This window comes from Bradyrhizobium sp. (assembly GCF_035701725.1).
Taxonomy (GTDB): Bacteria; Pseudomonadota; Alphaproteobacteria; order Rhizobiales; family Xanthobacteraceae; genus Bradyrhizobium.
Genome location: NZ_DASSRP010000122.1, coordinates 1 through 13461 on the forward strand (window position 1 = coordinate 1; position 13461 = coordinate 13461).

Below are 13461 nucleotides of genomic sequence, written 5' to 3' on the forward strand. Positions count from 1 at the left end.
ACCACGGCGGGATCGCGCAGCCGTGCGCATTCACGCCCCGCAAAACCCTCCAGTACCGCGCGCGCCGCGTAGAGTTGCCGGGCTTCCTCGAGGCTGATGGTGGCGACCACCGGGCCGCGATGGGGGACGGTATTGACCATCCCGTCCGCTTCCAGCAGCCGCAGCGCTTCGCGGATCGAGGGACGGCTGACGCCGGTCATCTCGCACAGTTCGCGTTCGACCAGCCGTTGGCCCGGCTTGAGCGTGCCGGACATGATGGCTTCGCGCAGTTTCCGCGCGACCATGGCTCTGACGGTCGGAACGTCCTCGATGCGGAGCGTTGACTGAAGTTCGGTGCGTCGATCCATCTTCAAGGTGCTTTTCGGTTTCCAGCGGAGCCGCTAAATCGCCCCACTAGCTCTTTGGCCATATCGGCTGCGCCAGCGCAAGCTCCGGCGGAAAGACCGTGACGGGAATGCCGGTTTGCCATTGCACGATGGTCATGCCGGCGCCGATCCGACGGCCCTTTTCGTCGAACTTGATCTCGCCGAGAGGATAGTATTTCGACGGACCGGCATCCATGGTTCGGAGCGCCTCGGCGACCGCGGTGCGGTCGGCCTTGCCGGCCTTTTCCAGCGCGTCCTTTATCACCCACATGTCGCCATAGGTCGAAATTGCATTCTGCGTCATCCAGGGTTCGTTGTAACGCTTCTTCAGCTCGGCAATCAGCGCCTCGTGGCCCTTGGCGCCCCAGCTTGCGACACAGGTCAGTACGCCCTGGAGCAGTTCGGGGCTGACCGTCTGCAACATATCGGGCTCGGCGATGGCGATGCCGAAGGAGATGGTCGGCACCTTGCCTTGACCCATGCCGAACTCGTTCATCTTTTCCAGCACGAGCTTGGCGTCGGAAATCACGGTCGGCAGGAAGAACAGGAGGTCGGGCCGGGCGGCGCGGACCTTCTGTACCAGTGATGTGGCGTCCGCCAGCGGCGGCGTGAAGGTTTCATCGAGGACCAGTTGCAGGCCATTCGCGGCGAGCAGTCCCTCGCGCATCGACTTGGCGGAAGCAACGGAGGCGCCGGTATTGTCGGTGACGATCGCAACCGTCTTCGGCTTCTTGCCCGAAGCGCCTTCGGCAAGCGCGATGATTTGCGGCAGCGCCTGCTTGGCTTGCGATCCGGCTGTTGCGGAAGTCTGAAACACATACTTGAAGCCGCGATCGGTGATCAGGTCGGAATAGGAGAGGGTGAGCACCGGAAGGCTCGCCCGCTCGGTCACTTCGGTGACCGCCAGCGTAAACGAACTCAAATAGGCGGCGCTCGCGGCGACAAGGTCCGGCTCCTGCGCCACCATGCGCTGGGCCGCGCTCTTGGCCTTTTCGGTGGTGTCGCCGGAATCGAGCACCACCAGCTTGAGCTTGGCGCCAGCGAGCGCTTTCACCCCGCCTTGCGCATTGATGTGATCGACCGCCATCTCGGCGCCCTCGCGCATGACGGTGCCCGGCCGCGCGTACATCCCGGAGATCGGCACCAACAGGCCGACCTTTACCTCGGCCGGCGATTGTGCCCATGCGCGTGGCGCGAGAAGGCCGGCGGCGGATGCGCCGGCGAGCAGGCTGCGCCGCGTCATTGCGCTCTTGTGGGCGTTTCGCTTGATCTGTTGCATGATGAAATCCTCCCCGGAAAAATTCATTTAGGCTTTTTTCGGCCAGAACGGCTGCGCCAGCGCAAGGCTCGACGGATAGACCGTCACGGGAACGCCGTTCTGCCATTGCACGATCACGACGCCGGCGCCGACGCGACGGCCTTTTTCGTCGAACTTCAGTTCTCCGCCCGGATAGTATTTGGAGGGTCCGCCATCCATGGTGCGGAAGGCATCGGCCACCGCAAGGCGGTCGGCCTTGCCGGCTTTCTCCAGCGCATCCTTCATCAGCCACATGTCGCCGTAGGTGGAGATGACGTTCTGCGTCATCCACGGCTCTTTATATTTCTGCTTCAGCTCGGCGATGAGATCTTCGTGGCCCTTCGAACCCCAATTGGCGACGATGGTCATGATGCCCTGGACGGCCTCGGCCGTCACGCTCTGCAGCATGTCGGGCTCGGCAATCGTGATGCTGAAGGAGACGGTCGGAAGCTTGCCCTGGCCGAGGCCGAACTCGTTGATTTTTTCCAGCCCCAGCTTGGCGTCGGAGACCGCATTCGGCATGAACAGCAGCAGGTCCGGACGGGCCGAGCGCACTTTCTGGATCAGCGGCGTCGCGTCCGAGAGTGGCGGCGTCCAGACCTCGTCGACGACGAGCTGAAGGCCCTCCTGGGCGAAGAGTTTTTCTTTCAACGCTTTCGCAGTCGCGACCGATGTCGCGGTATTGTCCATGATCATGGCGGCCGTCTTCGGCCGCTTGCCGGAGGCGGACTCCGCGAGCTTCATCAGTTCAGGCAGGCCGAGTTCGGATTGCCGGCTCGCGGTGGCCGCGGTCTGGAAGATGAATTTGAAGCCACGGTCTGTAATGAGATCCGAATAAGACAGGGTCAGCATCGGCAGTTGCGCGCGTTCGGTCACCTCGGTGACCGCCAGCGTGAACGAGGAGAGATAGGCGCCGGTCGCGGCGACCAGGTCGGTTTCCTGCGCCACCATGCGCTGCGCGGCGTTCTTGGCCTTCTCGGTGGTATCGCCGCAATCGATCACGACAAGCTTCAGCTTGGCGCCGCCGAGCGACTTGATGCCGCCTTTGGCGTTGATGTGCTCGATGCCCATCTCCGCGCCCATTTTCATCACCTGGCCCGGTCGGGTGTAGATGCCGGACAGCGGCACGATCAGGCCGACCTTCACTTCGGCCGGCGCCTGGGCGCGAACGGCGTTCGACAGGCCGCTCGACAATCCGACGGCGGCTGCGCCCGACAGCATCGTTCGGCGGCTGATGGATGTCCGCGATGCCTTGCTGTTCATGTTTTTCCTCCCAATTCTCTTTTGATTTGTTCACATCCCGAGATAAGCGCGCCTGACACGATCGTCGGCGCGCAGCGTCTGCTTGTCGCCCTCGAGCGCGATGCGGCCGGCCTCAAGCACGTAGCCATGATCGGCGGTCTCCAGCGCCTCGGCGACGCGCTGCTCCACCAGCAGGATGGTCAAATTCGTCTGACGCCGGATTTCGATCAGGCGGTCGAAGATGAGATCGGCGGTTGCCGGCGCGAGCCCCATCGAGGGCTCGTCCAGCATCAGAAGCTTCGGAGAAGAGGCGAGCCCGCGGCCGATCGCCAGCATCTGCTGCTGGCCGCCGGAGAGCGTGCCGGCAAACTGGGTGCGGCGCTCGGCCAATACCGGAAGCCATTCGAAAATACGCGCGATGTTGTCTTTCCAGTCGCGTTGTCCGGCCTCGGTCACCGCGCCCATCTCGAGATTTTCCATGACGGTCAGCGATGGAAACACCTGCCGGCCTTCCGGCACGTGGGCGATGCCGAGATGCGGACGGCGCGGCGGCGCAATCGACAGCAGGTCCCGCCCTTCAAAGGTGATGGCTCCAGCGGTCGGGCGCAGAATTCCGGAAATCGTCTTGAACAGCGTGGTTTTGCCGGCGCCGTTGGGGCCGACGATGGCGACGAATTGGCCGGCCTCGACATTGATCGAAACGCCGCTCAGCACGGGCCGCGCGGAATAACCGGTCGAGAGCCCGTCAATGCGCAGCATGGGCCACCCATTTCTTGCCGAGATAGGCCTCGATCACACGGTTGTCGCGGGTCACTTGCTCGGGCTTGCCCTCGAGCAGCACCGCGCCGTGATCCAGCACAAGGAAGTTGTCGACCAGGCGGACCATCGCCTGCATCGTGTGCTCGATGATGGCGATCGTCATGTTGTCGCGCGCCAGGCGCTGAATCACGGCGACGACCTCGTCGGCCTCGTCCTGGCCAAGACCGGCGAGCGTCTCGTCGAGCAGGAGAAGCTTGGGCTGGCCGGCCAGCGCACGGGCGAGCTCCATCAGCCGCAGCTCCTTGGTCGAGAGTTCGCCCGCGACACGGTCGGCGACCGACGTCAGGCCGACGCGCGAGATCGCATCGGCTGCCAGCTTTCGCGCTTCCATGTCGGTCTTGGCCCGCACGTAAGCGCCGACGATCACGTTGTCCGATATCGACATGCGCGGAAACGGACGCATGATCTGGAACGTCCGCGCCACGCCCGCTTCGCATAGTTCGTGCGGCTTGCGCGCGAACATGTCGCGCCCTTCGAGCAAGACCTCGCCGCCGTCCGGCCGGAGAAAGCCGTTGAGCAGGTTGAACAACGTGGTCTTCCCCGCGCCGTTCGGCCCGATGATGCCGAGGATCTCGTTGCGGTGAAGCTTGAAGGAGACATCCTGCACCGCTTTGAGCCCGCCGAACGAGCGCGACAGGTTGCGAACCTCGAGAATAACGTCCTCACTTGGTCTGTCGCGCCGCAGTGGTACCGGAAGCGGCGTGACGTTGGCGGAAGCGACCGCGCTTGCCGGTTCGGGCGGGGCCTGCGCGAGTTCGCGCCGGCGCAAGACATCGCGGATTTTCCAGAACAGGCCCTCGGGCGCGAGCAGGATCACGCAGATGATCGCAAGCCCGAAGATCACGCCCTGAATGCCGGGAAAGCGCGAGCCGGCCTCGGCGTTCAGCGTCTCAGCCAGCGGGATCAGAATGACGCTGCCGATCACAGGCCCCCAGACAGTGCCGACGCCGCCGAACATTGCAACCGTCAGAGCCTGCGCCGACACCAGCATGCCGAACACCGACTGCGGCGTCACCACCAGCAGCACCACTGCATAGAAGGCGCCGATGGCGCCTGCGATGGCGCCTGAGAGCGCGATCGCGCGCAGCTTCCAGGCCAGCGTGTTGATGCCGGCGGCTTCGGCCGCCGCCTGGTTCTGCTTGATCGCGAGCAGCGCCATGCCGAACCGGCTGCGCTCCACGGCGCGCGTGAGCACGATAATGCCGGTCAGCATGATCAACGCCACCATGGTGTAGAGGCGGGGATCGCTGAATTGCATATAGGCGATCGGGTTGTCGCGCTTGATCGGCAGCGTGATTTCCTGAAAGCCGAGCCATTCGAAGACATAGAGAATGGCGAGCGGATAAGCGAGCATCGCCAGCGCAAAATAGTGGCCCTGCAAGCGGAAGGTCGGGTAGCCGATCAACAGACCGGCAAGGCCGCCGAGCATCGCGGCGATCGGGATCAACAGCCAGGGCGAGATATCGAAGTAGATCTGGCCGAGCGCGGTGGTGTAGGCGCCGATGCCGAAGAAGGCGGCATGGCCAAACGAGATCAGCCCGGTATAGCCGCTCAAGAGATTCCAGGACAGGCCGAACACAGCCCAGACCAGGACCAGCGTCATGATCAACTGGTAGTAGGAGTTGGTGATGAGGAGCGAGACCGCGGCGTAGGTCAGCGCGAATGCCATAACGGAAACGATCGAACGCCGGATCGACATCGCTACGTCCTCTCGACCATCCGCCCGAAGAAGCCCTGCGGACGGAAAAAGATGATCAGGAGAAACACCACGAAGATCGCGGCATTCTGCAGTTGCGTCGGCAACACGATGGTCGACATCTGCTGCACCAGGCCGATGGTCATGCCGCCCCAGAACGCGCCGATGATGCTGCCCATGCCGCCGAGCACCACGCCGGCATACATCACGATCACATATTCCAGGCCAACGAACGGATGGAACGGATAGTTGGTGGCGAGCAGGCCGCCGGCGATCGCCGTGATGCCGGTTCCCAATGCGAATGCGACGCGATGAGCGCGATCGACGTCGATGCCCATGTAAGTCGCAGCAGTGGGATTGTCGGCGGCGGCGCGCAGCGATTTACCGACCCGCGAGCGCGCGATCATCAGGCTGAGCAGCACCATCGTCACCAGCGAGACGATGGCGTCGATGCCGCGCGCCTTGTTGACGAATACGCTGATATCGAAGAACGGGCCGAGTTCCCAGGCCGAACTCGACAGCGGTGTGCGGATCGAGGCGAGCACCGAACCGAATGCGATCAGGCCGCCATTTTGCAGGATCAGCGCGATGCCGAGCGTCAGAATGAGCTGCGCATAATGTCCTTCGCCTTCCAGCGACGCAGTCCGCGTACCGGAAACGCGCGAGATCAGCAGGCGATGGACCGCATAGCCGAACACTGCAAGGATCGGTCCGGCCAGCAGGATCGAGACGAAAGGCCCGACCGTGTTGCCGAAGACAGCCTGTACGCCGAGCAGCGTGAACAGGTAGAACGCGGTGTACATGCCGAGCATCATGAAATCGCCATGGGCGAAATTGATCACGCGCATGACGCCAAAGATCAGCCCCAGCCCGACGCACATCAGGCCGTAAACCGCGCCGATCAGGATTCCCGCGGTCATGGCTTGCAGAAAGCTCTCGATGAATTGGCTCATCGGCGGCCTTTGGCCCTCTTGTTGTGGCCGGTATCTCACCGCATCCGGATTTGAAGCGTCTTTTGGCGCATCGATCCGGAACCGGCTGTCGTCCGGCCAGTGTCCTCCCTGTCGCCACGTTGGTTCGGGGCGCGTTTGTATCCCCGGCCGCTCGGCAGCCGGGGAGGGCAACTGTTGAGATTGTCTGTCAATCTGTCAAGCAGGAGAATTTGCGGTCGACAGTTGGTCGCACCTGCGATTAGGATCGCGGCGGCAATTCGTGGAAGTCGCTCCTTGCAACGATGTGGGCGGCGCTTCCGGGTGAGCTGAACGTTTCAAAAAAGATGGAAGATGGATCATGAGCAAGACCGAACTGTTCGAAAAAGGTCTCAAAGTCCGCAAGGAAGTGCTTGGGGAGGATTACGTCAACAAGTCGATCGCGGGCGCGGATGAATTCACGCGCACCATGGCGGAATGGTCGACCGAATTCTGCTGGGGCGCTTGCTGGACGCGGCCGGGCCTCGACAAGAAGACGCGCAGCATGCTCAATCTGGCGATGCTGAGCGCGCTCGGCAAAACGCATGAGTTGAAGTTGCACGTCCGCGGCGCCCTCACCAACGGGGTCACGGTCGACGAAATCAAGGAAATCCTGCTTCAGGTGGCGGTCTATTGCGGCGTGCCGGCCGGCATGGATTCCTTCCGCAACGCGCGCGAAGCGATCAAGGAAGTGCAGGGCAAGTAACCTCGGGTTTCCATCTGGCGGACGAGCCGGCCGCAAACGACTGCGGCCGGCCTGCATTGCCAGTCCTGCTAGGGCGTTTGCCCGGCAAGCTCCTCCAGCGATCGCTGCTTGGTCTCGATTCCCATCGTTGCCAGCATCACCATTTGCAGCAGCAGTGCCGCGCTGATCAGCCCGAGCACGCCATACAGCCCGAACTGATCGAACGTTGCCGCGATTGCATAGGGCACCGCGATATTGACGGCGCGCCCTGCGGTATTGGCTACTCCGCTGCCGCGCAGCCGAACCTCGGTCGGGAACAGTTCGGGCACGTAGCAGGCGATGCTGAGCGAGGACAGCACGTAGATCACGCAGCTCACCAGGAAGCCAAAGGTCACCACAAGCGTGACGTCCGTGACGCTCACATAGGCGGCGCTGACGGCAATTCCGATCGCGGAAAACGCAACGATGCCCCAGCGGCGTCCGATCCTTTCACAGAGCAACAGGCCGATCAGCGAACCGAGCGGACCGCCGGCAAAAATCAGCGCCGACATCCCGAGTGAATTCGAGATGCCGAGGCCTTGCTTGACCAGGAATGTCGGGACCCAGCCCACAAAGGCGAAGTTGAAGGTGAGAAGGCAGACCGTCACGACAACAGCCAGGGTCGTCCGAACCAGCAGCGGCGGGCGGAACAGGTCGCCGAGCGTGTAGCTACCGCCCTTGGCGGCGACGGGCGCTGCTGCAACATCCTTATTGACAGTCGATTCCGCCTCGGCGCGGTTGACGATTTTCTCGGCTTCGTCGATCCGGCCCTGTCGGACCAGCCATCGCGGCGATTCCGGCAGCGATCGCCGCAGGAACCAGACGACGAAGGCGCCAACGGCGACGATGGCAAACATCCAGCGCCAGCCGAATTTCGGGATCACGGCCCAGCCGATCACGGTAGCCAGGAACAAGCTGCTGTTGATGATCAGGTTCAGCAACGCCGCGAATTGTCCGCGGTGGCGCGCCGGAATGAACTCGCTGATGGTGCCGTAGCCGACGACGATTTCGGCCCCTAACCCCAGGCCCATGAAGAAGCGGGCGACGATCAGCCATTGCATGGTGGGGCAGAAGGCGCCGGCCAGCGATGCGCCGCCGAACAGCATCAGGTTGAACTGGTAGCTGAACTTGCGGCCAAAACGATCGCCGAGCAGACCGGCGCACCAGGCGCCGATCATCATGCCAAGGAAGGTGGCGGAGATGAAGGATGCGTTCAACGCGAGCGTCGATTCCCCCGATTGCACCATGGCGCCGAGCACGCCGCTGGCGAGATACAGATCGAAGGAATCGAAGAACATGCCGGACGCGATCAACGCCAGCACGCGCCAGTGAAAGCGGGATATATTCAGCCGGTCGAGCCGCCAGCCAATGTCGGCTGCTTCATTCGCCATCAGTTTCCCCCTGTATTTGTTTTGTTTTTGTCAGCTACCGCGTGATTTCAGGTCTTTGGCGGCTTGGCGCGGATCTTCACGTTGGCCCATCCCTCCAGCACGCGCGCCACGGAGGTAAAGTCGCTGTCGGCGCCGAAGGTGGCGTTGGTCACCGCCATGAGCTGGCGCACCGCCGCGCCGACCACCATCGGCACACCCATGCCTTCGGCCTCGTCGACGCACAGGCGCACATCCTTGTAGGAAAGGCCGGTGGCGAAACCGAAATCGAATGTGCCGGTGAGCACGGCTTTGGGAAATTTGTCGCGCAGCGCGACGTTGCCGCCGCTTGAGGCCATGATGGTTTCGATCATGATCTGCGGATCGAGACCTGCCTTGGCGCCCATCGCCATCGCTTCGGAGGAAATCGCAAGCGCCGCCACCGCAATCATGTTGTTGGCGAGCTTCATGGTCTGTCCCATGCCCGGTCTGTCGCCGCAGACGAATATCTTTCCGAACACGCTCAGTACCGGGCGCAGCGCTTCGACGGCCTCTGAATTGCCCGACACCATCACTGCCAACGTGCCCTTCTCGGCACCATTGGTGCCGCCGCTGACCGGCGCGTCGATCAGCGAGATGCGGCCGGCCTTGTCCAGCTCGGTGGCGATACTGGTCGCCATGCGGGGGCCGGTCGTCGAGAGGTCGACAAGCTTGGTGGTGCGGTTGGATTCGACGACGCCATCAGGACCGAGAACGACGGCGCGCACGACGTCCGGCGTCGGCAGGCTCATCAGCACCGTCTCTGATGCGGCAGCGACCGCGGCGGCGCTCGTCGCCTTGCGTGCCCCGCGCGCAACGAGCTTTGCCATCGCGGCTTCGTCGCGGTCGAACACCGTGAGGCTGTAGCCGGCGTCCAGCAGGCGTATCGCCATGCGGCTGCCCATCTGGCCGAGACCGATAAATCCCAATTCCATGTGTTCTACTCCTTCTTTTCATTCCGGCTGCCATCTGTCGGCTGCCGGTGCTCAACGTTGGTTCGATTGAATGTTCGGTTCACGGTTTCTCTCTTGTTGGTCAGGCCGCCGCCCAGCCGCCGTCGATCGGCAGCACCGCGCCGGTGATATCGGCGGCCGAGGGGCTGCAGAGGAAAACGATGAGATCGCCGACCGCGCCGAGCTCGACAAAACGCCCGCTCGGCTGGCGCTCGGAGAGGTAGCGGCGCTCCGCATCTTTCGGCGACAAGCCATCCTTTGCGGCGATTGCGGCGATGCGGTGTTCGATCGCCGGCGTCGGCAGCGTTCCCGGACTGACCGCGTTGCAGGTGATGCCGGTCTTGACAGTCTCGAGCGCGACGGAACGGGTGAGGCCGACAATCGCCGTCTTGGTGGTGACGTAGTCGATGCGGTTTTCGGTCGCGCGCGAGCCATAGATCGAGGACATGTTGACGATGCGGCCGAAGCCGCGCTGCTTCATGCCGGCAAGCGCCAGGCGGATGATGTGAAAAGGCGCCGAAAGATTGACGGCCAGCGCCCGGTTCCAGTCGGCCGGCGCGAACGCCTCGACGGGCGCGAAGGATCTGACGACCGCGTTGTTGATGACGATGTCGAGGCGGTCGAAACGACCGACGATATCCTTCATCATCGCCTCGATCTCGCTTTCCTGCGACAGGTCGGCGCGAATGAAGATCGCCTTTACCCCGAACCGGGCGGCAAGATCGGCGGCGGCTTTGCTGCCGTCGTCGAGACCGTTCAGCACGATGTTGGCGCCGGCGGCGGCCAGTTTTTCAGCGACCGCAAGGCCAAGCCCCGCGGTGGCGCCGGTGATCAGCGCATAACGGTCCTTCAGGATCGGTTCGGTCATGGCCGCATCGTTCATCCGCGCATCTCGACGCCAGCCCATTCCTCCAGGACCTTTGCGATGCAGGTGAAGTCGGAGTTGGCGCCGAACTTCGCATTGGTGATCGCCAGCATCTCGCGAACCGAGGCGCCGCAAACCATCGGTACGCCCATCGCCTCCGCCTCGTCGATGCACAGGCGGACATCCTTGTAAGAAAGCCCGGTCGCAAAGCCGAAATCGAACGTGCCGGGCAACACCGCGCGCGGAAACTTGTCCTGGGAAGCGCTGTTGCGCCCGCTAGAGGCGTTGATAATGTCGATCAAGACCTTGGCGTCGAGGCCGGCCTTGACGCCCATCGCCACCGCTTCGGACGTGATCACGAGCGCGGCGGCAGCCATCAGATTGTTGGCGAGCTTGGCGGTCTGGGCGAGGCCGGGCTTTTCGCCGGTGAAGAATATCTTGCCGAATACTTTCAGGATCGGCTCGACTTCCTCGAATACCGGCTTCGGGCAGGACACCATCACGGCAAGGGTGCCGGCCGCAGCGCCCTTCACGCCGCCGCTGACCGGCGAGTCGACCCAGGAGATGTTGCGCTGTGTCAGCTCCTTGGCGACGATGTTCGACACGCCCGGACCGGTCGTCGACAGATCGATCAAGGTGCGCACGCGGTTGCCTCGGGCGACGCCTTTCTCGCCGAGCGCCACGTTGCGGACGATGTCGGGAGTCGGCAGGCTCATCAGAACGATGTCGGCGGCGGAGGCGACTTCTGCGGCGGAGGAGGCCTTCTTGGCGCCTTTCTTGACGAGCGCCTCGACTTGCGCGGCATCGGTGTCGAAGATCGTCAGCGAATAACCGGCCTCCAACAGCCGTTCCGACATCGGGCCGCCCATGCGTCCGACGCCTACGAATCCCAGCTCTGGTTTGGACATGCTTCACTCCCTGACTTGGTTAGGCTCGCTTTGGCGGCGGCTTCTTAGGTGCTTTCGCGCTGGATGATGTCAAAGCCGAGATCGACGACCTTGGGAAGGGTCGACCGATTCTGCACGCGCGCCAGCAAAAGTTCGGCGCTCTTTCGGCCAATCTCGGCGCGCGGAATCTGCAGCGTCGTGATCATCGGGCTGACATGCCGGAGCAGATCGACGTCGTCGAAGCTCGAGATCGCGAATTTGGAAGGAACGCCCCAGCCGCGCCGCTGACATTCCAGCAGCGCGCCGACCGCCATGACGTCGGCGGAAAAGAACACGGCCTCGATCGATGGCGCGGTCTTGGCGATACGTTTGATCGCATCGGCGCCGCCGTGAAGGCCGGATTCGGCTTCCATGCTCAGGCAAGAATCCGCCGAAATCCCGAGTTCGCGCAGGCCGGCGAGAAATCCGTCGCGGCGCTTGCGGGCGCGGTCGTTGTTAGCGAGCGCGAGGCTGACGAAGGCGATGCGGCGATAGCCCAGCCGGCCAAGGTGCACCGTCATCGCTTTTGCCGCATCGAAATTCGAATAGCTGACGCAAAGATCGATCGGCCGTTCCACCAGGTTGCCGACTTCGATGGTCGGCACGCCGATATTCGAGATCAGGTTCCGGGCTTTGCGGGTGTGCTGGGTATTGTGCAGAATCAGACCGCAGACTCGCTGCGCGAGGAACGAAGTGATGGCTTTTTCCTCGTTCTCGAGACTAAGTCCGCTGTCGGCGATCATCAAATGATAGCCTTGGGCGCGCAGCGTCGCCGATACGGCCTCGATCATGCCGGAGTAAAGCGAATTGTTGATGCCGGGAACGATCACGCCGACCGCTTTCGACCGGCGCGAGGACAGGTTGCCCGCCAGACCATTCGGCACGTAAAGTACCGCATCGACGGCAGCCTGCACGCGCCTGAGCGTGTCGCCGGAGACCTTTTCCGGCGTGCTCAGTGCGCGCGAGACCGTCATCACCGAGACTCCGGCGCGCGCCGCAACGTCCTTCATGCGAAGGCCATGCTTTCCGAGTCTTGTGTCCTGCACCGCCGTTTCGGCTGGCATCGGCGTTCCCTAAATTTTTCCCCCGGGCGTGCCGGCTGCGATGTGAGGGCATCTTGCCGCAGTTCTTTTGGCTGGGGCGATCCTAAGCAGCGTATCGGCTGCCCACAAGCCAAATGATGTTATCGATATCACGCTGCGCTGCGCACGCGTGAGGGAACATGCCTGCGCTCATCAACAACGAACTTGCAAATAATACGGCATTTCAAGCCGCAAGATGCCGATCGGTTGAGCGTGATCGGCGTGCGGCCGGGTGGCGATCCGGCACGCGCGCATAGCAGAAATGTTATCGATATCATGCTCCCGCAGCGATCCGCTGGACGCCACGAACGGTCGTTGGCCGCCGTGACCGCAAGCGTTGTCCCCAAGGGCTGTTTCCGCCGACGACACGTGATTGACAACACCTCCGAAATTTGTTGTAACCGGTTACATAAGAAGAGGCCGAGTGGCCGTACGAGAGGAAAATCAAGCCCACCAAGCCATACTGATTTCTGGTAGTGTTGCGTGCAACGCAGCAAATCTAGGGACCAAAGAGATCACAACGCCGACCAAGTCGTTGCCGGCTGGATGGTGCTGCCGTTTCTGCTTGCGGTAACCGGTTACAAAAAGCATTTTAGCGAGGTTCGCGTGGCAGATCAGATCGTCTTGCATTGTACCGGCGGGATCGCGGAGATCACGATCAACAGGCCCGAGAAGCTGAACGCGATGACGCCGGCGATGATCGTCTCGCTCGCAAGGATCGCGGCCGATATCGATCGTGACGAGGCGATCAAGGTCGTGCTGCTGCGCGGCGAGGGCGATCGGGCGTTTTGCGCCGGCACAGATCTGGCCTCGCTCTCGGGCTACTCGGACGCATGGGCCTATCGTAGCCGTCTCGAGCACGCCGCCGTGGTGCGCGCGATCCGCAAGCCAGTGGTCGCGGCGGTGAAAGGCTGGGTGCTCGGCGGGGGGCTCGAAATGGCGCTGTCCGCCGATCTTCGCGTTGCCGGGGTTGGGGCGACCTTCGCCGCGCCCGAGGTGACCCGCGGCTGGGTCGGCGGCGGCGGCGCCTCGCAGCTGTTGCCCCGTTTGATCGGCTACGGCCAGGCCATGCGCCTGTTGCTGACCGGCGAAAGGATCGACGCAAACGAAGCGAAGTC

13 protein-coding genes are annotated in these 13461 nt (G+C 62.9%); 2 read left to right on the plus strand and 11 right to left on the minus strand.

Features of this window, described 5'->3' with window-relative positions; translation table 11 throughout:
- From VFL62_RS06905 to VFL62_RS06930, 6 genes are all read right to left on the minus strand, one after another.
- The coding region (locus VFL62_RS06905) for a GntR family transcriptional regulator (protein ID WP_325171624.1) at positions 1-347 on the minus strand (347 nt) is incomplete at its 3' end.
- Positions 348-393: 46 nt separating this feature from the next.
- A complete protein-coding gene (locus VFL62_RS06910; protein ID WP_325171625.1) occupies positions 394-1644 on the minus strand; it encodes an ABC transporter substrate-binding protein in 1251 nt (416 codons plus the stop codon).
- A gap of 27 nt (positions 1645-1671) precedes the next feature.
- On the minus strand, positions 1672-2925 hold the full coding sequence (locus VFL62_RS06915) for an ABC transporter substrate-binding protein (RefSeq protein WP_325171626.1): 1254 nt from the start codon (positions 2923-2925) through the stop codon (positions 1672-1674).
- A gap of 30 nt (positions 2926-2955) precedes the next feature.
- Positions 2956-3663, minus strand: a complete 708-nt coding sequence (locus VFL62_RS06920) for an ABC transporter ATP-binding protein (RefSeq protein ID WP_325171627.1) — start codon at positions 3661-3663, stop codon at positions 2956-2958.
- Positions 3650-5422: a branched-chain amino acid ABC transporter ATP-binding protein/permease gene (locus VFL62_RS06925; protein ID WP_325171628.1), complete on the minus strand. Its 1773-nt coding sequence runs from the start codon at positions 5420-5422 to the stop codon at positions 3650-3652. The genes VFL62_RS06920 and VFL62_RS06925 overlap by 14 nt, the downstream gene beginning before the upstream one ends.
- Positions 5423-5424: 2 nt before the next feature.
- Entirely contained in the window at positions 5425-6372 is a 948-nt protein-coding gene (locus VFL62_RS06930) for a branched-chain amino acid ABC transporter permease (RefSeq protein WP_325171629.1), read from the minus strand.
- 337 nt (positions 6373-6709) lie between these two features.
- Here VFL62_RS06930 and VFL62_RS06935 point away from each other — a divergent pair, with 337 nt between their 5' ends.
- Complete coding sequence (locus tag VFL62_RS06935; RefSeq protein WP_072825792.1) at positions 6710-7093, plus strand: carboxymuconolactone decarboxylase family protein; 384 nt, start codon at positions 6710-6712, stop codon at positions 7091-7093.
- A 68-nt stretch (positions 7094-7161) separates the two neighbouring features.
- Here the strand turns inward: VFL62_RS06935 and VFL62_RS06940 are convergent, their stop codons facing one another.
- From VFL62_RS06940 to VFL62_RS06960, 5 genes are all read right to left on the minus strand, one after another.
- Entirely contained in the window at positions 7162-8502 is a 1341-nt protein-coding gene (locus tag VFL62_RS06940; protein ID WP_325171630.1) for an MFS transporter, read from the minus strand.
- Between the two features lie 47 nt (positions 8503-8549).
- Entirely contained in the window at positions 8550-9452 is a 903-nt protein-coding gene (locus VFL62_RS06945; RefSeq protein WP_325171631.1) for an NAD(P)-dependent oxidoreductase, read from the minus strand.
- Positions 9453-9552: 100 nt separating this feature from the next.
- The gene (locus tag VFL62_RS06950; protein WP_325171632.1) at positions 9553-10338 is read right to left on the minus strand and encodes an SDR family oxidoreductase; all 786 of its coding nucleotides are present in this window, start codon (positions 10336-10338) and stop codon (positions 9553-9555) included.
- An 11-nt stretch (positions 10339-10349) separates the two neighbouring features.
- Positions 10350-11243, minus strand: a complete 894-nt coding sequence (locus VFL62_RS06955; protein WP_325171633.1) for an NAD(P)-dependent oxidoreductase — start codon at positions 11241-11243, stop codon at positions 10350-10352.
- A gap of 44 nt (positions 11244-11287) precedes the next feature.
- A complete protein-coding gene (locus VFL62_RS06960; protein ID WP_325171634.1) occupies positions 11288-12325 on the minus strand; it encodes a LacI family DNA-binding transcriptional regulator in 1038 nt (345 codons plus the stop codon).
- 624 nt (positions 12326-12949) lie between these two features.
- Here VFL62_RS06960 and VFL62_RS06965 point away from each other — a divergent pair.
- A partial coding sequence (locus tag VFL62_RS06965) for an enoyl-CoA hydratase/isomerase family protein (protein WP_325171635.1) occupies positions 12950-13461 on the plus strand: 512 nt, incomplete at its 3' end.